25 protein-coding genes are annotated in these 20,330 nt (G+C 57.3%); 13 read left to right on the top strand and 12 right to left on the bottom strand.

Annotated features, from left to right (window positions below; all coding sequences use genetic code 11):
• Positions 1-11: 11 nt before the first annotated feature.
• Positions 12-974, bottom strand: a complete 963-nt coding sequence (locus LCM21_RS19190) for a KpsF/GutQ family sugar-phosphate isomerase (protein ID WP_224892033.1) — start codon at positions 972-974, stop codon at positions 12-14.
• Positions 971-1,585 carry a ribonuclease D gene (locus LCM21_RS19185; RefSeq protein ID WP_068338523.1) on the bottom strand — a complete coding sequence of 205 codons (615 nt, stop codon included), beginning with the start codon at positions 1,583-1,585 and terminating at the stop codon, positions 971-973. Before LCM21_RS19185 ends, LCM21_RS19190 begins: the two co-directional genes overlap by 4 nt.
• A gap of 134 nt (positions 1,586-1,719) precedes the next feature.
• Between LCM21_RS19185 and LCM21_RS19180 the strand changes: the two genes are divergently transcribed.
• The 7 genes from LCM21_RS19180 (at position 1,720) to LCM21_RS19150 (ending at position 7,739) form a co-directional block, all read left to right on the top strand.
• Positions 1,720-1,983, top strand: coding sequence for a metal-sensing transcriptional repressor (locus LCM21_RS19180; protein WP_224892032.1), 264 nt, complete (start codon positions 1,720-1,722; stop codon positions 1,981-1,983).
• A 223-nt stretch (positions 1,984-2,206) separates the two neighbouring features.
• On the top strand, positions 2,207-2,635 hold the full coding sequence (locus LCM21_RS19175; RefSeq protein WP_224892031.1) for an Lrp/AsnC family transcriptional regulator: 429 nt from the start codon (positions 2,207-2,209) through the stop codon (positions 2,633-2,635).
• A gap of 73 nt (positions 2,636-2,708) precedes the next feature.
• Positions 2,709-3,404: a lytic transglycosylase domain-containing protein gene (locus LCM21_RS19170; protein ID WP_224892030.1), complete on the top strand. Its 696-nt coding sequence runs from the start codon at positions 2,709-2,711 to the stop codon at positions 3,402-3,404.
• A gap of 69 nt (positions 3,405-3,473) precedes the next feature.
• Entirely contained in the window at positions 3,474-5,501 is a 2,028-nt protein-coding gene (gene flhA, locus LCM21_RS19165; protein ID WP_404818139.1) for a flagellar biosynthesis protein FlhA, read from the top strand.
• Positions 5,498-6,271: a flagellar biosynthetic protein FliR gene (locus LCM21_RS19160; RefSeq protein ID WP_224892028.1), complete on the top strand. Its 774-nt coding sequence runs from the start codon at positions 5,498-5,500 to the stop codon at positions 6,269-6,271. Before flhA ends, LCM21_RS19160 begins: the two co-directional genes overlap by 4 nt.
• Complete coding sequence (gene flhB / locus LCM21_RS19155; protein ID WP_224892027.1) at positions 6,268-7,356, top strand: flagellar type III secretion system protein FlhB; 1,089 nt, start codon at positions 6,268-6,270, stop codon at positions 7,354-7,356. Before LCM21_RS19160 ends, flhB begins: the two co-directional genes overlap by 4 nt.
• Positions 7,353-7,739, top strand: a complete 387-nt coding sequence (locus LCM21_RS19150) for a hypothetical protein (RefSeq protein WP_224892026.1) — start codon at positions 7,353-7,355, stop codon at positions 7,737-7,739. Before flhB ends, LCM21_RS19150 begins: the two co-directional genes overlap by 4 nt.
• 26 nt (positions 7,740-7,765) lie before the next feature.
• Here LCM21_RS19150 and LCM21_RS19145 read toward each other — a convergent pair whose 3' ends face one another.
• Genes LCM21_RS19145 through LCM21_RS19105 form a run of 9 tightly spaced genes read right to left on the bottom strand, consistent with a single transcriptional unit; the run spans position 7,766 to position 12,314 of the window.
• Positions 7,766-8,272, bottom strand: coding sequence for a flagellar basal body-associated FliL family protein (locus LCM21_RS19145; RefSeq protein WP_224892025.1), 507 nt, complete (start codon positions 8,270-8,272; stop codon positions 7,766-7,768).
• 12 nt (positions 8,273-8,284) lie between these two features.
• Positions 8,285-9,016, bottom strand: a complete 732-nt coding sequence (gene flgH / locus LCM21_RS19140) for a flagellar basal body L-ring protein FlgH (protein WP_404818140.1) — start codon at positions 9,014-9,016, stop codon at positions 8,285-8,287.
• Positions 9,016-9,432, bottom strand: coding sequence for a flagellar basal body P-ring formation chaperone FlgA (flgA, locus tag LCM21_RS19135; RefSeq protein WP_224892023.1), 417 nt, complete (start codon positions 9,430-9,432; stop codon positions 9,016-9,018). Before flgA ends, flgH begins: the two co-directional genes overlap by 1 nt.
• Positions 9,432-10,217, bottom strand: a complete 786-nt coding sequence (flgG, locus tag LCM21_RS19130; RefSeq protein ID WP_068338498.1) for a flagellar basal-body rod protein FlgG — start codon at positions 10,215-10,217, stop codon at positions 9,432-9,434. Before flgG ends, flgA begins: the two co-directional genes overlap by 1 nt.
• 22 nt (positions 10,218-10,239) lie before the next feature.
• The gene (locus LCM21_RS19125; RefSeq protein ID WP_224892022.1) at positions 10,240-10,950 is read right to left on the bottom strand and encodes a flagellar hook-basal body complex protein; all 711 of its coding nucleotides are present in this window, start codon (positions 10,948-10,950) and stop codon (positions 10,240-10,242) included.
• Entirely contained in the window at positions 10,950-11,222 is a 273-nt protein-coding gene (locus LCM21_RS19120; RefSeq protein WP_224892021.1) for a flagellar biosynthetic protein FliQ, read from the bottom strand. Before LCM21_RS19120 ends, LCM21_RS19125 begins: the two co-directional genes overlap by 1 nt.
• Positions 11,223-11,226: 4 nt before the next feature.
• On the bottom strand, positions 11,227-11,517 hold the full coding sequence (gene fliE, locus LCM21_RS19115; RefSeq protein ID WP_068338492.1) for a flagellar hook-basal body complex protein FliE: 291 nt from the start codon (positions 11,515-11,517) through the stop codon (positions 11,227-11,229).
• 11 nt (positions 11,518-11,528) lie between these two features.
• Positions 11,529-11,915, bottom strand: coding sequence for a flagellar basal body rod protein FlgC (gene flgC, locus LCM21_RS19110; RefSeq protein WP_224892020.1), 387 nt, complete (start codon positions 11,913-11,915; stop codon positions 11,529-11,531).
• A gap of 12 nt (positions 11,916-11,927) precedes the next feature.
• Positions 11,928-12,314: a FlgB family protein gene (locus LCM21_RS19105; protein WP_224892019.1), complete on the bottom strand. Its 387-nt coding sequence runs from the start codon at positions 12,312-12,314 to the stop codon at positions 11,928-11,930.
• 87 nt (positions 12,315-12,401) lie between these two features.
• Here LCM21_RS19105 and LCM21_RS19100 point away from each other — a divergent pair, with 87 nt between their 5' ends.
• The 6 genes from LCM21_RS19100 to LCM21_RS19075 all read left to right on the top strand — a co-directional run bounded on the left by LCM21_RS19100 (position 12,402) and on the right by LCM21_RS19075 (position 19,638).
• Positions 12,402-13,739: a FliI/YscN family ATPase gene (locus LCM21_RS19100; RefSeq protein ID WP_224892018.1), complete on the top strand. Its 1,338-nt coding sequence runs from the start codon at positions 12,402-12,404 to the stop codon at positions 13,737-13,739.
• 86 nt (positions 13,740-13,825) lie between these two features.
• The gene (locus LCM21_RS19095) at positions 13,826-14,662 is read left to right on the top strand and encodes a flagellar motor protein MotB (RefSeq protein WP_224892017.1); all 837 of its coding nucleotides are present in this window, start codon (positions 13,826-13,828) and stop codon (positions 14,660-14,662) included.
• A 94-nt stretch (positions 14,663-14,756) separates the two neighbouring features.
• Positions 14,757-16,052, top strand: a complete 1,296-nt coding sequence (locus LCM21_RS19090; protein WP_224892016.1) for a flagellar hook protein FlgE — start codon at positions 14,757-14,759, stop codon at positions 16,050-16,052.
• A gap of 33 nt (positions 16,053-16,085) precedes the next feature.
• Entirely contained in the window at positions 16,086-17,537 is a 1,452-nt protein-coding gene (gene flgK, locus LCM21_RS19085; protein ID WP_224892015.1) for a flagellar hook-associated protein FlgK, read from the top strand.
• The gene (locus LCM21_RS19080) at positions 17,537-18,547 is read left to right on the top strand and encodes a flagellin (protein ID WP_224892014.1); all 1,011 of its coding nucleotides are present in this window, start codon (positions 17,537-17,539) and stop codon (positions 18,545-18,547) included. The genes flgK and LCM21_RS19080 overlap by 1 nt, the downstream gene beginning before the upstream one ends.
• A complete protein-coding gene (locus LCM21_RS19075) occupies positions 18,544-19,638 on the top strand; it encodes a flagellar basal body P-ring protein FlgI (RefSeq protein ID WP_224892013.1) in 1,095 nt (364 codons plus the stop codon). Before LCM21_RS19080 ends, LCM21_RS19075 begins: the two co-directional genes overlap by 4 nt.
• Before the next feature lie 38 nt (positions 19,639-19,676).
• Here LCM21_RS19075 and LCM21_RS19070 read toward each other — a convergent pair whose 3' ends face one another.
• Positions 19,677-20,321 (bottom strand): DUF1523 family protein, encoded by a 645-nt coding sequence (locus LCM21_RS19070; protein ID WP_224892012.1) that lies wholly within the window; start codon positions 20,319-20,321, stop codon positions 19,677-19,679.
• Between the last annotated feature and the right edge of the window lie 9 nt (positions 20,322-20,330).

The raw sequence follows: 20,330 nt of genomic DNA, 5'->3' as shown, positions 1-20,330 counted from the left end.
ATACCTCCCGTCTAACCCAGCCCGACGCGCAGGCAATCGTGGATGTGCAACAAGCCTTCGGCGCGTCCTTGAGCAGCGGGATCAACCACGAATAACGACGTAATCTTGCGGTCGTTCATGATCGCGACCGCCTCTTCCGCCATTGCATTCGGTGCGATGGTAAGCGGGTCACGCGTCATGACCTCTTCGGTGTTTTTATCCAAAAGGCCATCCATATTCCGGCGCAGGTCGCCATCGGTCACGATACCTAAAAGGCGGGCAGTTTCATCCGTAACGCCAACGACGCCAAAGCTTTTTTGACTCATGACCAGCAAGGCCTCGCTCATTGGTGTGCCAACAGGAACCAAGGGCAAATCCTTGTGCATCAGATCACGCACAGTCGAAAGCTGCGCGCCCAGCTTGCCGCCGGGGTGAAAGGCGCGGAAATCTTCGGGTTTGAAATCGCGATACTTCATAAGGGCAATCGCCAGCGCATCACCCATCGCCAGCGTCAGCGTGGTCGAGACCGAGGGCACCATTCCAAAGCCGCAAGCCTCGCCCAAAGACGGGATCAACAGGTGCACGTCCGCCTGTTTCATCAACGTGCTTTCCGGCTTGCTCGACAACCCAATCAGCGGAATCCCAAAGCGCTGGGTAAAGGCCAGCAGGTTCGCCAGTTCAGGCGCTTCGCCCGAGTTGGAAATCGCCAGAACCACATCGCCTTTGGACACCATGCCAAGATCGCCATGGCTGGCCTCGGCGGGGTGCACAAAATACGCGGGCGTGCCCGTGCTGGCCAGCGTGGCGGCGATCTTGTGTCCGATATGGCCGGATTTACCAATGCCGCTGACAATAATGCGGCCCGGCGCCTGAAGGATCATATGCACCGCTTCGGCGAACTGATCATCCAAACTGTCAGCCAGCACATCCAGCGCTCGGGCCTCGTCGGTGACAACCTGCTTCGCGGTTTTCAGAAAGGACTCGTTGTCGGTCATGAGTGTGCAAAGATATCCGTTTCGGGCCAACCGGCGAGGTCAAGCTTCGCACGCATCGGCAAGAAGTCAAAACAAGCCTGCGCCATCTCGGTGCGGTCTTCGCGTGCCAGACGCGCGTCCAGCGCGTCACGCAGTTGGTGCAGGTACAAGACGTCCGAGGCAGCATAGTCCAGCTGCGCCTCGGTCAGGGTTTCAGCACCCCAGTCGCTCATCTGCTGCTGCTTCGAAATATCGACCCCGATCAGTTCCTGGCACAGATTCTTCAACCCGTGGCGGTCGGTATAGGTTCGCACCAGCCGACTGGCGATCTTGGTGCAGTAAACCGGCGCGGCCAGTGCCCCAAAGGCATGATACATCGCGGCAATATCAAACCGGCCGAAATGGAACAGCTTAAGAACATTAGGATTTTCAAGCATGGCGCACAGGTTCGGTGCTGCGGTCTGGCCCTTTTCCACCTGTACAATATGGCTGTGACCGTCGCCGCCGGACATCTGGATCACACACAGGCGATCGCGATGCGGATTCAGCCCCATGGTTTCACAGTCAATCGCCACGACGGAACCAAGGTCCAGCCCGTCCGGCAGGTCGTTTTTATAGAGATGGTTTGCCACGAGGGTCTTCCTTTACGCGATATTGCCCCCGAAATAGGCGGTTTGGTCTGCAAACTCAACGCCACAGGCAGGATCACGCTATTCATGTCACCCGCGTTTGACAGAATCCATATGGGGGGGATAGGGATATAGATATGACGTTGGACACCCGCAATTCTCATCCACAGATTTCAGCACGGCTCAAACGGGCAAATGGTCACTTGGCTAAGGTCATACAAATGCTGGACGATCAGGCCCCTCCCGCCGACATTGCCCAGCAACTCTTTGCTGTTGAAAAAGCAATCGCTATCGCCAAGCGCGTTTTGATCTACGATCACATCGAACACTGTCTGTCGCCTGATGGTCAAAGCGATTCACCTGACATAGAAAGCTTTAAGACGATAACAAAATACCTTTAAAGTTGGTGCACATTCGCGCTCAACGCCACCTATTGGGCGCTCAGGTTGTTGCACTGTTGGGCAACCGAGCTGGCAACAACGCTTTTATGGATGGCCCTGATCTCGGCGCCCGGGGGTGTGGCGGCGACGCTGACTTGGCTGCACCCAAGTCATAAGGCCGCGTTCAACGCGCATACCGACACATCTTGAGCCGCAAGCGCGCTGTGTTACACCTTGGACTACCATGGACCAACTAGACCGTCGCATCATAGCTGCGCTGCAACACAACGCCCGCGAGTCGACCTCGAAAATCGCGGCGAAACTGGGCGTGGCCCGGACGACCGTGCATGAGCGAATTCGCAGATTGGAAAAGAACGGCTCAATCGCCGGATATTCCGTCATATTGAACAGCCTCGAAGACACCCCACGTGTGCAGGTTATTGTTTTGCTGGAAGTGCAGCAAAAGGAAACCACGCGCATTATCAAACGGCTTGAGGCCTACCCCGAAGTGAAACTCTGCCTGTCCATCAATGGTGAGTTCGATCTGCTGTTGTCCGCCGAGGCTCCGAGGCTCGAGGATCTGGACATTCTGGTTGACGACTTGGCCAAGATCCCCGGTGTTCAGCGCACAAACACAAGTGTCGTGTTTGGCCGCCGGATAGATCGAATTTGAGTGGTTGATAACCGTCTGTAAACCCTAGCAAGACTAGCTTGGCCCGGATTGATCAGAATTCCGGACTGGCAGAATGCCTCATCTTTTGATTCTTGGGCTTTGTTTTCTTACCTTGTGCGTGGCGCATCAGGGTTTTGCCATGCCGAATGCCGGCGGGGCCAGGATATGTGACGCCGCCGCCCGCCGCGCCGCCCATGCCGAAGACGTACCATTGGACGTTCTGCGTGCGATTGCGCGCATAGAAACCGGGCGCACGCGGGACGGGCGGTTAGAGCCTTGGCCGTGGACCATAAACGTTGAGGGGCGGGGATTTTGGTTCACCTCGGAACGCGAGGCAAAATTTTACGTCTTCAACATTTTCAAAGCGGGCAAACGCAGCTTTGATATCGGTTGTTTTCAAATCAATTATCGTTGGCATAGCAAGGCCTTCCGATCCATTGATGCGATGTTCGACCCTTATGAAAATGCCGCTTATGCCGCTCGTTTTCTGAAAAGGCTATATGCCGAGCTCGGGTCCTGGCCCGCCGCGGTCGGGGCCTATCATTCCCGTACACCATCACTGGCACAGTCGTATTCAAGCCGGTTTCAGACCGTTTTGGCCCAACTGGATCAAAGCGGGCAACAAGCCTTGGGCTGGGGCGAGGATGACACGTCCACTTCCAGTGCGGCCTCTCTGCTCCCGATAAACCCTCAACAGTCTGGCGGGAAATCGCTGGGCTCTCTGGTTCCGCCGTCCGGCGCTGCAACCGCCTTTATCTCGTTCGATTAGGAGAATCGCGTGCCCAAAATCGACGCTCGTTCCCTGTTTTCTCCGACCGTGCTGCTGGCGCTTGCGCTTATGACGGTCATCGTGATGATGATCCTGCCAATGCCCGCCTGGGTGCTAGATGTGGGTCTGGCGGCCTCGTTCGCCTTGGCGATCCTGATCTTCACGCTGACGCTGTTTATCGAACGGCCATTGGATTTTTCGTCTTTTCCAACAATCCTGCTGGCCTCGCTGATGTTGCGGCTGTCGCTGAACGTGTCCTCAACCAAGTTAATCATCGGGCAAGGCCACACCGGACCAAACGCCGCCGGAGACGTAATCGAAGGCTTTGCCGATTTTGTTATGGGCGGCAGCATATTTCTTGGGCTGGTGGTCTTTGGCGTCCTGCTGATCGTCAACTTTATGGTGATCACCAAAGGTGCCGCGCGCATGGCGGAGGTCGGCGCGCGATTTGCTCTGGACGGGATGCCGGGAAAACAACTGGCGATCGACAGCGACATGAGCGCCGGGGCCATCGACCACCAGCAAGCGAAAGAGCGGCGTGAGCGCGAACAACAGGAAACAACCTTTTTTGGCTCACTCGACGGTGCGTCGAAATTTGTCAAAGGCGACGCGGTTGCCGGGCTGCTGATTACTTTGCTGAACCTCGTGATGGGCCTGATCATGGGTGTGATCGTGCATGGGATGCCGATCTCCTCGGCGTTCGAAACCTATGCCATCCTCACCGTTGGCGATGGGCTGGTCTCGCAAATCCCGGCCGTTATAATCTCGATTGCCTCGGCTCTGTTGCTAGCGCGTGGCGGCACGCAGGGCGCAACCGATAATGCGATTTTCTCGCAATTGGGGCGGCATCCCGCCGCTCTGGGAACTGTCGCAATGCTCATGGTGCTATTTGCACTTGTGCCCGGTTTGCCCTTCTTGCCGTTCATTTTAGGCGCGGGTGTGCTGGGCTACGCGGCCTTTACGGTTCACCGCAAACAATCCGCGCAAGACGACGAGGCCGCAGACCCTTCGGCACAGGATGACACTCCAGCTTCTCAAGCTATCGGAGACATTCTGGACCTGGACGACGTTCACCTGGAATTCGCGCCGGATCTGGTCAGCATGGTTCTGAATCCGGGTACCGGGCTGGATGCTCGGATTGCCAATATGCGGACCTACGTGGCCTCCGGCTTTGGCCTGATCCTGCCCGACATTCGCCTGACCGACCGCGCCGAACTGCCAATGGGCACTTATGTGGTCAAGGTGCAAGGTGTTGAGCAGGCGCGCGGCGTTCTGAACCCTGACTTGGTGCTGGCGCTGGTACAGGACGGCCAGGATGTGCTGCCCGATGGCAACGATGTCACCGAACCTGTCTATGGCGCCCCGGCGCGCTGGATTCTACCCAAGGACCAAGAGGCCGCCGCGTTGAGCGGAGCCACCATTGTTTCACCGCCCGAGATTCTGGCCACTCATCTGCTTGAGATCATCAAACAGAATTTCTCGCGCCTGTTGACGCTGAAATCCCTGCGCCGGCTATTGTCCGAGATGACCCGTCTGAGTGATCCGATCCGGGCTGAGGCAAACCGCAAACTGTTGGATGAGTTGATCCCCGACAAGGTGCCGATCGACACATTGCATGCCGTGCTACGGCTGCTGCTGGACGAGCGGGTCTCGATCCGCAACATGGCCCTTATCTTGGAATCCGTTGCCGAGGCGCGCCTGACCACTACCCAGCCCGAAGGCATCTGCGAACTGGTTCGGCAACGATTAGGCTTTCAACTGGTCGCCGAGATGAAACGCGAAGACGGTTCAATCCCCCTGATCCAGCTGGCGCCGGAGTGGGAAGATACATTTGCCACCTATCAGATTGATGCGCCTGTTTCGGGTCTTGACGTGGCGCTGCCGCCAAACCTGTTCAACAAACTGGCTGACGGTGTGACCGATAGTGTGGCGCAATCCGCCGATCATGGGCTGTTTCCTGCGTTGGTCACCTCGACCCGGCGACGTCGGCTGCTGCGCACCGTCATGCATGCTCGCGGCATTGCCAATCCCGTGCTGTCCTTTGAAGAGATAGGGCTTGAGGCGCGCCCGGCGCTGGTCGGAACGGTCCCCGCATGATCGCGTTGCCACCGGAGCTTTTGCCCCAGCTGAGCGAAGGTCTGTGGCACCTGTTTGCCGTTTTTCTACGTGTCTCGGCGATGGTCTCGCTGCTGCCCGCCTTCGGCGAACGCAGCATCCCGACGCGCGTAAAGTTTAGTGTCGCTGCGGCTTTCACCTTGATTGTAACACCTGCGATTGCGGAGCCAGTCACCCAGCCAGACCTGCTATCTATGGTAGGTATGGTATTAACCGAAGTGCTGATCGGGGTCGCCTTGGGAATTGCGCTGCGGGTATTCGTATTGGCCTTGCAGACCGCAGGCTCGATTGCTGCCCAGGCAACGTCGTTGTCGCAAATTCTTGGACCGGCCGCTGCAGACCCTGTCCCGGCGATGGGGTACATGCTGACGCTGGCCGGGATAACACTTGCTGTTTTGCTCGGCTTACACGTCCGCGCGGCGCAGTTTCTGATCCACAGTTATACATTGTTTCCTTTGGGCACAGCACCGCTTGCGCCGGACCTGTCACTGTGGGGGGTACAACAGATCGCGCGCAGCTTTGCGTTGGCCTTTTCCCTGGCCATGCCCTTCGTCATAGCCTCGCTTATCTACAACCTCGCGCTGGGCGTCATTAACCGTGCGATGCCGCAGTTGATGGTGGCCTTTGTCGGCGCGCCGGCCATCACCTTCGCGGGCCTTTTCCTTCTGTTCGCAGGAACCCCCCTGATCCTGTCTGTTTGGTCGGATGCCTTGTTCTCATTCTTGCTGAACCCGCTTGAGGACCCTAGATGAGCGCATCTGACGACGACAGCGACAAGTCCCACGAGGCGACTCCGCAAAAGCTTCAGAAAGCCCGCGAAAAGGGTGAGGTTGCGAAGTCGAACGACTTGTCCGTCGTGGCCGCCTATACCGGGTTGCTTGTCGCGTTGCTCGCAGCTGGACAATTCAGCGTTCAAAGCATGGGCAGCTTGTTCTCCGTACTGATTGACCAGGCCGGTGAAATCGCACCCTTATTGGTTGACGGATCAGCCGCCAACCCGGTCGGAGGGATGCTGACTACCGCGTTACTGTCGGCCGGCCTCCTGTTCGCTGTGCCCGCCGCTGCGGTTCTACTCAGCTTGATCGCCCAACGCGCCTTGATCTTCGCGCCCAGCAAGTTGAAGCCAAAGCTTTCCCGCATCTCGATCATCGCGAACGCCAAGAACAAATTTGGTCGCGGAGGCTTGTTTGAGTTCGCCAAAAGCTTTGTGAAACTGGTGATCTACGGTACCTGCCTGGCGCTGTTTCTCAAGGCCAACATCGCCGCGATTCTTTCGGCCAGCGCATCACCCGCACGGATGTCCGTGATGTTGATGATGAACTTTCTGTTTCGCTTTATGTTCATCGTTATCGCAGTGGCACTGGCGATCGGGGTGGTGGATTACCTGTGGCAACACGCTGAACACATGCGCAAGAACAGGATGTCGCGCAAGGAAGTTCAGGACGAAACCAAAGACGCCGAAGGCGACCCCCACGTAAAGCAACAACGCCGCCAACGTGCGCAGGACATCGCCTTGAACCAAATGATGTCGGACGTGCCCGAAGCGGACGTCGTCATCGTCAACCCAACCCACTACGCTGTAGCCTTGAAATGGGCCCGTACAGCGGGATCCGCGCCAGTTTGCGTGGCCAAAGGCGTTGATGAGGTCGCCGCCGCCATCCGAGCCCGAGCCATGGAAGCTGGTGTTCCACTCCATTCCGATCCGCCCACTGCCCGCGCCCTGCACGCAGCTGTCGAGATCGGACAGGAAATTGCGGAAGAGCATTATCGGCCCGTCGCAGCGGCGATCCGTTTCGCTGAGGCCATGCGCAAAAAGGCAAAAGGACAGATCAGGTGAAACAAAACGTATTTTCGGATCTTGAGAAAGTCACTGAAGCCACTTTTCAAAAAGAGCGCAAGCTTTTGCGCCCCTTGCTTGAGGCCGAGGCCCGCGTACAGCAGCAGTTGGCCCGGCTTGAAGCGCAGGTACGGCAGTCGCGAAAGGACAGCGCCGCGTCCAAGGGCTACCGCGTCACAGGGACAGATGTTCTGTGGAGCAGTTGGGAATCAGCATCACGTCGCCAACTCAATCTGGAATTGGCCCGGATTCGCGCCCAAAAACTTACCGCCATGGAAGCGTTGCGCACGGCATTCGGCCGCCAACAAGCTGTCGCGAAGCTTTCCGCCGCGCAGAAAGAGGTGCTCAAACGCGCACGGGCAAAGAAATCGTCAGTGTACTAGGTAATAGGCTGTAAAAGCCGTCAGGATCAAACATCCTGACGGCTGACACTCATGATCAAGACCCGCGATACTTCACCACCCATGCTTTTACGCGCCTCTTCAAGCAACGCTTTGCGCAGGACATCCAAGTTGTCTGACTCGGTGAATGCACCATCGAAGCCACCAGTATTTGCGTGGTCAAACATGACCTGTAAAAAACCGTCACGCAGCTTCGGCTCGATCGCATAGAATGCTTCGGTCGTGCCGACGCTGGCCTCAAGGCTCAAAGTCATAGTTACCAGCGCCGCAATCCGGTCCTCGTCAACGACGGGCACTACGAATTGCTTGGCCATCCTGATGTATTCATATCCGCTCTTCTTGTAGTTTTCGCCCACCATATCGCTTGAATTTGATGAGGTATTGGTGGGGTTCGTCGCGTCTTGGCTGTGTTTTACAGCCTCGCTCGACCGGCTGGTCGGCGGCAGTGTCACTCCGGCCCCAATTCCAGCACCAAGACCCAGCAGCATAAACAAAATGGGTAAAAGTATCTTCATCACATCCGCTCCTTAATACGGCAGTACGGCGTCAAGGATCTGCTGGCCGAAGCGTGGTTGTTGCACATCCGTGATCTGTCCTCGTCCACCATAAGACACACGGGCCGAGGCGATCTTGTCATAGGTGATTTCGTTCCTGCGCGAGATATCCTGCGGCCGCACGTAGCCTGTGACCAACAGCTCTCGCAGTTCGAAATTGACCCGCAGTTCCTGCGAACCAGTGATCGACAGGACACCGTTCGGAAGAACATCCACGACCGTCGCCGCTACGCGCAGCGTCAGTTTTTCCTTGCGCGTCACCGACCCTTCGCCCTCACTTTCCGAAGCGGAGTTGATCGCAACAGCCTCTGCCAGCGACGCCCCTTCGGGCAAGCGCCGGTTCGCGCGCTGCGGCAATCCAAACAATCCGTTTATCCCAAGGCTTTCCGAGGCCGAACGCGACCGTTCCGTGTCATTCGTGAACTCTGCCTGCTCGTCCAGTTCGATCACGACCGTCAGGATGTCACCCTTCTTGATTGCCCGCTGATCTCCCAGCAAAGAATTCTGCCCACCGCTCCATAACGAGGACCGGTCCACATTGCGTTGCGGCTGGGTATGCAGTGGCAATCCTGGCCACAGCATCGCGACCTGTTCCGGAGAGTCCTCGTTTGGGGTAAAGCTTGGCGGCCGACCGAGGTGATCAACGCGCCCACAGGCGGATACGACCAAAACCGCGCCGAGCAGAGACTTGGAGAGTTTGGACATCATTTTACCTCGATGTTGCCATCCGGTCGAACTACGCCGGAGATGGTGGTACGGGAAGAAAGGTTCATGACCCGAATGCGATCCCCAGCAGCGCCACGCCCTAGCGCGCGACCCTCTGCCGTGATCGACAGCGGCTGGCGGTCAAAGATCAGCACAACAAGGTCGTTGCGATCCACGAGGGCGGGTGGCCCCACGTCAGTCGCGCGAATGGGGCGCCCCGGATACAGCGCCACGCGGGCTTCTAACCCAACCAGGACCTCAGTATCACTGACACCTCCGGCCACCTTCTGGGGTTTGGTCTCAAGATCATTGGCCGCGATAATTTCCTTGGCGCGGATTGTCCGGGTTGGAACGACGGTATCGGCTATGGCAACAACCGGCACCAGCAGCGATGCTATCAGGATCAGGAACCGCATCACCGCACCTGTGTCGTTGCGCCCATCATCTGATCGACGGCAGAGATGACCTTGGCGTTCATCTCGTAGCCCCGCTGCGCTTCGATCAGTTCCGTGACCTCACGCACCGCATCGACCGAACTGTCCTCAAGATAACCCTGTCGCAAGGTGCCCAATCCGTCCTCACCCGGGGTTCCGACTATTGGTGCGCCAGAGGCCTCGGTCTCTTTGAACAGGTTACCGCCAATCGCTTCGAGCCCTTTGGCGTTCGAGAAACTGGCAAGCGTCAGTTCCCCCAACCGTTGCCCGTCAGTCGTATCGTCGAAATAGGCGTAGACCTCACCCGACGCATTGATCGAGATCGACCGGGCATCGTCGGGAATGGTGATTTCCGGGGCCACTGCGAACCCATCCGAGGTGATGATCAATCCTTCGGCGGACTGTTTCAAACTACCATCGCGGGTAAAGGCCGACTGCCCATTGGGCAGCGTTACCTCAAGGTATCCGCGGCCTTCGATGGCGACATCCAAATCGTTTCCCGTTTCTGACAACGCGCCCTGCGCCAGTTGCACCGTTACAGCAGCAGGACGCACCCCCAGACCCAGTTGAATACCCGTCGGCAGGACGGTCCCGTCATTGGCATTTACTGCTCCGGGCCGTGCCATCTGCTGATAATGCAAATCCGCGAATTCGGCCCGGCGCGCGTTGTAGCCGGTGGTGTTCGTGTTCGCCAAGTTGTTGGAAATCGTCTCGACCCGCATCTGCTGCGCGGTCATGCCTGTTGCCGCAATCTTCAAAGCCCGCATTTTGGAATCTTCCTTTCAAATATCAGCGCATCAGTGTTTTGACCGCACCGCGCAAACGGTCGTCTTCGGTTTCCAGAAAACTCTGGCCCAGCTCATAAGCGCGCTGAACCTCTACAAGCCGCGTCACCTGTTCGACCGCGTTGACGTTGGACCCTTCGAGGAAGCGGTGCAGAACGACGGGATTTTCCACCGGGTCAACATCGCCCTCAGTCCGGAACTGGGTGCTGCCCTCTCGTACCAGCATCTTGGGATCAGCTACGCGATAGACGCCGATCTGCCCCAGAAACTGCCCCTCGATGCTCAATGTTCCGTCGCTGCCCACGTCGATAGAAGCACCATCCGGCGGGATGAAAACGGGCGCACCGTTGCTATCCAGTACCCTGTACCCATCCATTGTGACCAGATCGCCCTGGCCGCTGGGAGAAAACGCCCCCGCTCGCGTGAGCCGATTGCCCGCAGGGGTTTCAACCATGAAAAAGCCATCACCCTCGATTGCGAAATCGAATTGACCCCCTGTCTCGGTCAGCAGACCTTGTTGCAGCGATGTGTTGCGCACCTCGGCCCGGCTCATGGACAACGAAGTGTTGCCTGGCCTGTCGCGGACATACTCGGAAAACACGACGCCTTGCGCGCGGTATCCTGTTGTATTTGCGTTGGCGATATTGTTCGCAACCAGCCGCATTTCATTCATTAGCCCGGACTGGCGGGACAAAGTGGTATAAACGGAATCCATCAACGACCTCCGGCGATCAGTGGGATCAGGGTTGAAGCGAAAAAGGTCACCAGCGTCTGCGTCATGAAACCCATCGAGATCCAGAACACGATGACAATGGCGATAAGCTTGGGCACGAAGGTCAGCGTCATCTCTTGCACCGAAGTCAGCGCCTGAAACAGGCCGATGATCAGACCCGAGATCAGCGCCACTGCCAGGATCGGAACCGAGGTGATGACCGCGACCCACAATGCCTGGCGTACGATGTCATAGAAAAGACCTTCGCTCAGCATGTCGTCAGACCGGCATCCTGAGGATTTCCTGATAGGCCTCTACCACCTTGTTTCGCACGATCACCGCCGTTTCCACGGCAAGCTCGGTCTGGGCCAGGGCCTGCACAAGGGCGTGCGGGTCCGCCTGGCCTGTCATGGCAGCCTCGGATACCTGCTCTGACCGTTTCAGGGTCGCCGTAAAATCCTGAAAAGTTGACCGCAATCCCTGCGCCACTCCGATGTGATCGGGATCGGCCTGTGTGGCGGGGCGCGCAAAGGCGTAGTTTTGTGCTGCGGTAAGGGATCGGATATCCATTCTGGTGTCCTTTATTTTCTGAGGAGTTCCATCAAGCTCGACGACATTTGGCGTGTCTGGTCGAACATCTTGAGATTGGCTTCGTAGCTTCGCTGCGCTTCGCGCGCGTCGGCGATTTCGATCATCAGATCGACATTTGAGCCGGTGTAGTGGCCGGTTTCATCGGCCAGTGGGTGCCCAGGGTCATAAATGCGCGACCCGTCGCGACGGTCGAGGTTGACATCTCCGACCTGAACAACCTCGCGGCCATCCTTCTGCACAGTTTCAAACGGTACGGTTTTGCGGCGATAGCCCGGTGTGTCCGCGTTCGAGATATTCTCGGACACGTGCCGCAAGCGGGCAGACTGCGCCCGCAACGCGCTCGTCGATGCGGCGAGGGAATTGGAAAAATCACTCATGTTACGCTCTTTTTATGTTCGGCCAAGACTGCTGCGCAGGACATTCATCGAAGACTTGTAGATTGCCAGAGCACGATCATGCTGGCGCTTGACCTCAATCGCTTTGAACATCTCTTCTTCGACGGACACACCGTTGGCCCTTGGATCGCCTGACGGCGTCACTTCATACTCGGACCAGGGTAGCGTTTCCGTGGTGCCATTTAGGTGGCCGTCTCGCGTGGCTGTCATTTCCACCCTACGGCCGGAGCTTTCGAAAGTTTTCTGAAAGGCCTCAATATCATGGGGCTGATAGCCCGGCGTATCTGCATTGGCCATGTTGCGCGCGATGACAACCTGCCGTTGACCGGCGTGGGTTGCCATTGCGTACGCTGTTTTAAAGACGTTCAGGTCATAGAACATCGGGGCTTCTCCCTCGATCAATTTCAATCAAGGCTTAACCCCGATTCCTTTAGAAAGCGTTTTCAGAAACCTGTTGGAGAACCCACAATGTCAAATCTCGACCCGTCGCTTCTGAAATGCGAATTCGACCGTTTATCCACTATGCGTCATATGGGTCGCGTCTCGGGCGTTGCGCGAGGTGTCATCGAAATTCAGGGGTTGGAGGGAAAAGCACGTATCGGTGACCACCTGACCCTTCGGCGCGGCGGCGCGTCGGATCTGCCGGGCGAAGTGCTGCATGTTGAGGCAGAGGTTATTCACATGTTGCCATCGGCCGCACCGGATGGGGTCAGCCTTGGTGATCAGGTGATTCTGAACCAGACGCCCGCTTTTGCTCCGGGTCTGCACTGGCTGGGGCGCGTGGTTGATCCTTTCGGCAGGCCGCTGGACGGTAAGCCCCTGCTTCCCGGAGCGGTGGGGCAGGACATTATGCGAGCTCCACCCCCGGCGGTGACCCGAAAACCGCTGGGCAAGCGGATGGAAACCGGGTTGGCCATGCTCGACACTATGCTACCGATTGTGCAAGGTCAGCGTATTGGCCTCTTCGCCGGGTCCGGCGTGGGCAAATCCACGCTGCTGGCAACACTGGCAAAATCAATGCAGGCGGATGCGGTCGTCGTTGCATTGGTGGGCGAACGTGGACGCGAGGTAAACGCGTTCGTGGAACACGCGCTTGGGACTGAGGGAATGAAGCGGTCGGTCGTTGTTGCGGCCACCTCGGACCAGTCGGCGTTGGCACGCAGGCGTTGCGCGTGGTCTGCAATGTCCATTGCCGAGTACCTGCGGGATCAGGGGTTGAACGTCCTGTTTCTGGCCGACTCGGTGACCCGCTTTGCCGAGGCACATAGGGAAATTGCCGTGGCTATGGGCGAGGCACCCTCACTTCGCGGTTTCCCGCCCTCGGTTACGCCTCTGATCGCCGGTCTTTGCGAACGTGCTGGCCCCGGCTCTGGCGAGCAGGGCGATATCACGGCGGTTTTCAGTGTTCTGGTTGCCGGATCGGATATGGATGAACCCGTCGCCGACATTCTGCGCGGTGTGCTGGACGGGCATATTGTCCTGAGCCGTGAAATTGCCGAACGCGGCAGATTTCCCGCCATTGACCTCAGCTGCTCGGTCTCGCGCAGCCTGCCGGGGGCGGCATCCGAAGAGGAAAACCGGATGATCTCGGAAACCCGCAAGCTAGTGGGCAGCTATGAACAGTCCGAGGTGATGATCAAAGCCGGTCTATACGCCGAAGGCGCCGACCCGTTGCTGGATCAGGCCGTGCGCGTACACGATGAGTTGGACGCTTTCTTTTGCAAACTCGAAACAGACGGGATAAAGAACAGCTTCAACCGCCTGCAACTGATCCTGCGACGCGCCACCGCCAACCTGCCGCGCTGAAGAAGTCCGGACAGTTTTAAGTGTTAAGACCACCTTAACACCTGCACGGCTACGCCTGTAGCTGGGTGATAAAAAAGGTGGTGGAGATGGGTACGCAATCCAATGCGGCGCCGATCATCATCAAGAAGAAACGTGTGTCAGGTGGTGAAAGCCACCGCGGTGGTGCGTGGAAGGTTGCGTATGCAGACTTCGTCACAGCCATGATGGCGTTCTTCATGTTGATGTGGCTGCTAAACGCAACGACTGAAAAACAACGAAAGGGGCTTGCAGATTATTTCTCGCCGACAATTCCGGTGAACCCGGTTTCGGGTGGCGGCGATGGACCCTTTGGCGGCAACGACATGTTTTCCGAGGTAACCCTCGTGATGGAAGGGTCAGGGGCTGCAAAACAACAGCCCACGACTGCCAGGCAGGCACGCGGGTCAAGCGGTGTAAGCGCGGACAAGGGTAAGGAAGTATCCGAAGATCTTACTACGCTTGAGGCACAGCTTCTGGGTCGCACCGGAGAAAGCCTGGTGTCTGACAAGATTCTGAAACACATCGTCACGCGGGTCACCGACGAAGGCCTGGTGGTCGAGCTATTCGATACAGAGGATCAGCCCCTGTTCGAATCGGGAACGGACGAACCAACGCCAATGATGCGGGCGCTGGCGGTACTGGTAGCGCGATCTTCGGACATTGTGACCAATCAAGTTGCGGTCGAGGGCCACGTCAGCGCATCGCCTGTGGTCTTGGCCCGAAACCCGTCCTGGGATGTCTCGACCTCACGCGCGCAGGTTGTCCGCCAACTGCTTGAAGACAAAGGTTTTGCAAACTCGCGGCTTGATCGCGTCACGGGTCATGCCGACCGTGAACTGTCTGACAAGAACCCGATGGCCGTACGCAACAACAGGATTGAGATCATCTTTCTGCGCAACACCTGAGAGTTTGGATAGACTGCATTTTACCTGTTAGCGCGCTGTTAAGGGCAGTGCGCTAGCTGTTGCTTCAAGATTGACGCAACAGAAGGGCGTACCAATGACAATTTCCTCCTCGTTGAATGCTGGCGTGGCCGCATTGAAGGCCAACGCCAACCGACTGTCGACTATTTCGGACAACATCGCGAATGCCGGGACTTTCGGCTACAAACGAGTAAACACGGATTTTCATTCGATGGTCACGACCGGCCAGGGCGGCAGCTACTCCGCAGGCGGGGTCAGAACTACCAGCCAGCGCCTTGTCGACCAACGCGGGTCCTTGGTCACCACAAACAACTCGACCGATTTGGCGGTGCGCGGCCGGGGCTTGCTGCCGGTTCGTCCAAGCTCGCAACTTGCCAGCGGATCAAACGAGATGCTGCTGACCACCACCGGATCGTTCCGCCCCAATGAAGAAGGGTATCTTGTAACCCAATCCGGTCTTGTCCTGCTGGGCTGGCGCGCAAATTCGGACGGGTCGATCCCGACCGTTGCCCGGGATACGCCCGCCGCGCTGGAGCCTGTACAGCTTAGTGTCAATCAGCTGGCTGGCTCTCCGACCACAAAGGCGAAACTTCGCATGAACCTTCCCGCTACCGCCACCCAAGCGGGTGCTTCGGGAGACACGCAACCCCTGTCGATCGAATATTTTGACAACCTGGGCAAGACCGAGACCATTGATATCGAGCTTAAGCCATCTGTTCCCACAGACGGCAGCAGCAATGAATGGACTATGATCCTGCGCGATTCAGCCTCGGACGGGGATATTGTTGGGGAGTACACCCTGACCTTCACCGACAGCCGTACTGCAGGTGGTACGCTGGAGAAAGTCACCAAGGTCACAGGTGGGGATTACGATAAAGACACAGGCAGCGTTGTCGTGGATGTCAAAGGTGGCCCGATGGAAATCGATCTTGGCCTGATCGGTGACAACGAAGGCATTACCCAGCTGTCAGACACCTTTGCCCCGGTTTCGATCACGCGCGACGGATCTGCCGTTGGTACGCTATCCAGCATCCAGGTCGATGAAAACGGGTATGTCTACGCGTTTTACGATACAGGCATCAGCCGCCGTATGTTCCAGATTCCTCTGGCGGACGTACCCAATCCCAACGGGCTGACGGCGCTGGACAGCCAGACCTATGCACCGTCGCGGGAAAGCGGAAACTTTTTCCTGTGGAATGCAGGCGAGGGCCCAACCGGAGAGCTCGTGTCCTTCGCACGGGAAGAATCGACCACCGATGTCTCGACCGAACTGACGTCGCTGATTCAAACCCAGCGTGCTTATTCCTCAACCGCAACGGTGATCAAGACCGTTGACGAAATGCTGCAGGAAACCACCAACATCAAACGTTAATTTCGGTTTTGATCCGAAAAGGAGGGCTGCCTGATGAACTTGTCAACAGCATTCAACAACGCGGTAAGTGGCCTGGCCGCTTCCAGCCGCGGTACGTCGGTTGTGTCGGACAATATCGCCAACGCGCTGACACCCGGTTACGCTCGTAGGTCGTTGGAACTGACGACCAATAGAATCTCGGGTACTGGGGTGCGTACGGTTGGCGTCGTCCGTAATCATGACCCGGTACTAACAGCAAATCGCCGTGCCACGGACTCGGATCTGGCCTATCGTACTGCGGTATCGAAGTTTTTCACCAACGTGGAAGACTTCGTCGGTACAGCCGACGACCCCAGATCGCTGGCGAATGCACTGGCAGAGTTCGACAACAGCCTGATCACCGCAGCTAGCCTGCCGGACTCGTCTGAACGCCTCGATCAGGTCGCTCGTACCGGTCGCGATCTGGCGACAAGCATCAACAGGGCGTCCGAGGGCGTTCGGCATCTACGCTCGGAAGCTGATCGCTCGATTGGTCGGCAAGTGGACAGCCTGAACCAAACGCTCAAAGAGATCGAAAAGCTCAACGCGAAAATTCCATCAATTAAGCACTCGGGTGGTGATGTCGGAGCCCTTCTTGATCAGCGGCAGGTTCTGATTGACAAGGTGAATGCGGTGGTGCCTGTAAACGTGATGGCGCGTCCGAATGAGCAGGTATCGCTGTATTCTGACGGTGGGCTTATCCTGCTGGAAGGCAGCGCGGCCGAGTTCTCGTTCTCGAAATCCGGCAATATCCAGGCTCATATGACCCTCGACAACGGTTTGCTGTCCGGGCTGGAAATGAATGGTAAGCCTGTGCGCACCAGTGGGGATAGCGCGCAGATTAAGGGCGGCGCACTTATGGCGCAGTTTCAAATCCGCGATGAGCTTGCCGTAGAGGCGCAGGCCAACCTGGACTCCGTCGCCCGGGATTTGATGGAACGGTTCGAAACACCCGGCTTGGATCCAACTGCAAATCCCACGGACCCCGGCCTGTTCACCGATGACGGCAACCGGTTCGATTCCACGGCACCTGCTGGGTTGGCTTCGCGCATTGGTCTGAACAAGCTTGTCGATCCCGACAACGGCGGCGACAGTCGGCTCTTGCGTGACGGGCTTGGCGCGACGGTTCCGGGTAATTCAGGTGATGCCACACAACTACAGGCGTTCGGAGCGATACTAAGCGAATCGCGCCCCGTCGCGGGGTCGCCCTTTGGCACCGGTGAAATGCGCGCAGCTGATCTGACCGAAGCGTTGATGTCCAAAACCGGGTCAGACGCACATACAGCAAGTCAAAGTTTGACATTTGCCAATAGCGCTCAGCAAGAAATGGTCCGAATCGAGACGGCGCAAGGCGTTAACACCGATCAGGAACTACAGAACCTGATCAAGATTGAGCAGGCTTATGCCGCCAATGCACGGGTGATCTCGGTAGTTGATGAATTGATGCAAACCTTGTTGAGGCTGTGATGATAAATTTTACGTCTATCGGTGATCTGGCGCGCGGGATGAGACTTCAGACCCGCTCGGTCGAACTTAGAAACCAAATAGAGACCCTGTCTTACGAGTTGGTCAGCGGCAAGGTTCAGGACGTTTCTGGACGACTGGATGGGGACTATTCTCACCTGCTGGATCTGGACCGAAGCCTTTCGCGCCTAGACGCATTCAAGGTGTCGACGGCTGAGGCCCAGCTTTTCACAGATGCCACGCAGCTCAGCCTGACAACGGTCAATGACTCCGTAGATGAGGTTGCGGCTACTCTGTTGTCGTTTGGCACGTCGAACCAAGCGGTCAGCCACGAAAACGCATCGGCGCTGGCGCGAAACGAACTGGACACGATCATGTCCGCGCTGAACCAACGCGCAGGCGGGCGTAGCCTGTATTCCGGAACGGCCACGGATGTCTCTCCGCTGGCTTCTGCCGATACCCTGCTTTCTGCACTTGAGAGTGAACTGTCCGGCCACACATCAGCGGTTGATATCCGTCAGGCGGCAGAGGACTGGTTCAACGACCCCGCCGGGTTTGATGCGGTAATCTATCAGGGATCGGATACTGCGCTGGCACCGATGCAGGTTTCTGAGAACGAAAGCGTCCAAATCCCGATCACTGCCACGGATCCCGCGCTTAAGGATGCGATGCGCGATATCGCTGTTGCTGCATTGTTGTCCGACGATGCACTTGACCTGCCAAGGGATCTGCGTACGAGTCTGTTTAGACAGCTAGGTGGCGATTTAGCGAACACCCAGAACCAGTTGGTGAATCTAAGGGGGCAGGTCGGTTCGGCTCAGGCACGCATCGAACAGGCCGCCACACGCAACAGTGCAGCCAGGACCAGCCTGGAATTCAGCAGGAACGAGCTGATTGCGGCAAATCCGGAAGAGACCGCCACAAAACTCCAGACCGTCCAGGTTCAATTGGAGAGCTTGTATTCCGTTACCGTCCGCAATTCGAACCTGTCATTGGTGAACTTCCTGAGATGAGACTCCTTGCTTTTCTACTGATGCTACTGCCCGGGATCGCATCTGCCGGAACGATACGCCTGAAGGATCTTGTGGATTTCGACGGGGTGCGCGGCAATGACCTGGTGGGCTATGGGCTTGTTGTCGGGCTAAACGGCACCGGTGATGGGCTGCGCAACTCGCCTTTCACGGAAGAAATCATGTCGAACATCCTTGAAAGGCTGGGTGTAAACGTGAACGGCGAAGATTTCCGGCCCAAGAACGTGGCGGCCGTTTTGGTGACAGCCAGCCTGCCGCCGTTTGCGCGGGTCGGTGGGCAGATAGATGTTACGGTGTCGGCCATCGGAGATTCTGACAGTCTGCTTGGCGGCACCTTGGTCATGACACCGCTGAACGCTGCGGATGGCCAAATTTACGCGGTGGCGCAAGGCACTGTGCTTGCCGGAGGCGCCGTGGCCCAGGGCGAGGCTGCATCGGTCGTGCGCGGCGTGCCGACCTCTGGGGTGATCCCGTCCGGCGCACGGGTTGAGCGCGAGATTGACTTTGATCTCTCGGCACTCACAGAAATGCGTTTGGCCCTGCGTGAGCCCGATTTCACCACCGCCAGCCGTATCGAAACCGCGATCAACAGGGAATTCAATCGAGCGGTTGCGGTCATGCGGGATTCAGGAACGGTAGAGCTGAACATCGCGGCAACTCAATCGGTTTCGACGGCGCACGCGCTAGGGCGGATTGAGAATATATTGGTCGAGCCGGAAACCAAAGCCCGCGTCGTGGTCGATCAACGCTCGGGCACCATCGTCATGGGGCAAGAGGTTCGCATTTCACGAGTCGCGGTTTCACAAGGCAATCTAACTCTAACAGTCGAAGAAACACCCATCGCCGTTCAGCCCAACCCCTTTGCGCGCGGAGAAACAGTTGTTGTTCCCCGAACGGTCGCTGGGATTGAGGAAGATGAAGGCACTGGACTGGCCGAGATTCCCGAAGCCACCACCTTGTCAGAGGTTGTCGCGGGCCTGAACGCGCTTGGGGTTTCGCCACGCGACATGATCGACATCCTGAAAACAATCAAAGCTGCCGGGGCACTACATGCCGAATTCCTGGTGCGATAGCTGCAAACAGTGATGGCGGGATCAGTTGATCCTGGCCATCACTTGGACTTCCAACTGTTCAACCAACGTTTAAATCGGCTGCTTCTTTCTTCGATCGCGTCACCGGCGGCATAGAGCCCATCCTCCATATTCTCAAGCACCGGGTCGACGCGGGCCTCGCGAAACCGACGCCAACGGACCCAAATCGCCCATAGAAGCGCGGCGAAGACGGTCAGGAAAATGATATTGAACCACGGGATGATCCGTACATCAGGACTGTCGACCTGCCAAATCTTTACGGCGTTTGGAAAGATCGAAAGGAATTCGTTGCGCCAACCATAATGTCTTACGACAACCCAGCGTGGATTTTCGGTGGAAGACTTCAGATCCACCGCCTCGGCTTGCAGGTTCGAGGAGTGAAGTTTGAAGTAGGGTGGCCAGCTCCAACCAGTATCTTCATTTCGGTAAACCATCACCCTATCGTTGGTTTTTCGGGTCTGAATAAAGAACACGTCGCGGTTCGGTGCAGTCGGGTCGCTGCCAACATCGTGCACTGACCAGAAAATGCTGTTCTCGCCCGGATCGATCCGCTTTTCATATGTATCCGAGATTCGCACCACGTCATGCTGCGGCAGAGTATAATGCAGCACCGCTGCAAGCGTGCCCCAAAACAGGATGATTATGGCCCATTTGACGTATCGCATTGGCGAAGC

It is taken from the genome of Ruegeria profundi, from assembly GCF_020171505.1.
Lineage (GTDB): Bacteria > Pseudomonadota > Alphaproteobacteria > Rhodobacterales > Rhodobacteraceae > Ruegeria > Ruegeria profundi.
The sequence above is the reverse complement of the archived record's forward strand: the minus strand, read 5'-3'. Positions and strand labels throughout refer to the sequence as shown.

Excerpts from the sequence above, each read along its gene's own strand:
- LCM21_RS19190 (WP_224892033.1), bottom strand. The coding sequence starts at position 974 with ATGACCGACAACGAGTCCTTTCTGAAAACCGCGAAGCAGGTTGTCACC.
- LCM21_RS19180 (WP_224892032.1), top strand. The coding sequence starts at position 1,720 with ATGACGTTGGACACCCGCAATTCTCATCCACAGATTTCAGCACGGCTC.
- LCM21_RS19175 (WP_224892031.1), top strand. The coding sequence starts at position 2,207 with ATGGACCAACTAGACCGTCGCATCATAGCTGCGCTGCAACACAACGCC.
- LCM21_RS19170 (WP_224892030.1), top strand. The coding sequence starts at position 2,709 with ATGCCTCATCTTTTGATTCTTGGGCTTTGTTTTCTTACCTTGTGCGTG.
- flhA (WP_404818139.1), top strand. The coding sequence starts at position 3,474 with ATGACGGTCATCGTGATGATGATCCTGCCAATGCCCGCCTGGGTGCTA.
- LCM21_RS19160 (WP_224892028.1), top strand. The coding sequence starts at position 5,498 with ATGATCGCGTTGCCACCGGAGCTTTTGCCCCAGCTGAGCGAAGGTCTG.
- flhB (WP_224892027.1), top strand. The coding sequence starts at position 6,268 with ATGAGCGCATCTGACGACGACAGCGACAAGTCCCACGAGGCGACTCCG.
- LCM21_RS19145 (WP_224892025.1), bottom strand. The coding sequence starts at position 8,272 with ATGAAGATACTTTTACCCATTTTGTTTATGCTGCTGGGTCTTGGTGCT.
- flgH (WP_404818140.1), bottom strand. The coding sequence starts at position 9,016 with ATGTCCAAACTCTCCAAGTCTCTGCTCGGCGCGGTTTTGGTCGTATCC.
- flgA (WP_224892023.1), bottom strand. The coding sequence starts at position 9,432 with ATGCGGTTCCTGATCCTGATAGCATCGCTGCTGGTGCCGGTTGTTGCC.
- flgG (WP_068338498.1), bottom strand. The coding sequence starts at position 10,217 with ATGCGGGCTTTGAAGATTGCGGCAACAGGCATGACCGCGCAGCAGATG.
- LCM21_RS19125 (WP_224892022.1), bottom strand. The coding sequence starts at position 10,950 with ATGGATTCCGTTTATACCACTTTGTCCCGCCAGTCCGGGCTAATGAAT.
- LCM21_RS19120 (WP_224892021.1), bottom strand. The coding sequence starts at position 11,222 with ATGCTGAGCGAAGGTCTTTTCTATGACATCGTACGCCAGGCATTGTGG.
- fliE (WP_068338492.1), bottom strand. The coding sequence starts at position 11,517 with ATGGATATCCGATCCCTTACCGCAGCACAAAACTACGCCTTTGCGCGC.
- flgC (WP_224892020.1), bottom strand. The coding sequence starts at position 11,915 with ATGAGTGATTTTTCCAATTCCCTCGCCGCATCGACGAGCGCGTTGCGG.
- LCM21_RS19105 (WP_224892019.1), bottom strand. The coding sequence starts at position 12,314 with ATGTTCTATGACCTGAACGTCTTTAAAACAGCGTACGCAATGGCAACC.
- LCM21_RS19100 (WP_224892018.1), top strand. The coding sequence starts at position 12,402 with ATGTCAAATCTCGACCCGTCGCTTCTGAAATGCGAATTCGACCGTTTA.
- LCM21_RS19095 (WP_224892017.1), top strand. The coding sequence starts at position 13,826 with ATGGGTACGCAATCCAATGCGGCGCCGATCATCATCAAGAAGAAACGT.
- LCM21_RS19090 (WP_224892016.1), top strand. The coding sequence starts at position 14,757 with ATGACAATTTCCTCCTCGTTGAATGCTGGCGTGGCCGCATTGAAGGCC.
- flgK (WP_224892015.1), top strand. The coding sequence starts at position 16,086 with ATGAACTTGTCAACAGCATTCAACAACGCGGTAAGTGGCCTGGCCGCT.
- LCM21_RS19080 (WP_224892014.1), top strand. The coding sequence starts at position 17,537 with ATGATAAATTTTACGTCTATCGGTGATCTGGCGCGCGGGATGAGACTT.
- LCM21_RS19075 (WP_224892013.1), top strand. The coding sequence starts at position 18,544 with ATGAGACTCCTTGCTTTTCTACTGATGCTACTGCCCGGGATCGCATCT.
- LCM21_RS19070 (WP_224892012.1), bottom strand. The coding sequence starts at position 20,321 with ATGCGATACGTCAAATGGGCCATAATCATCCTGTTTTGGGGCACGCTT.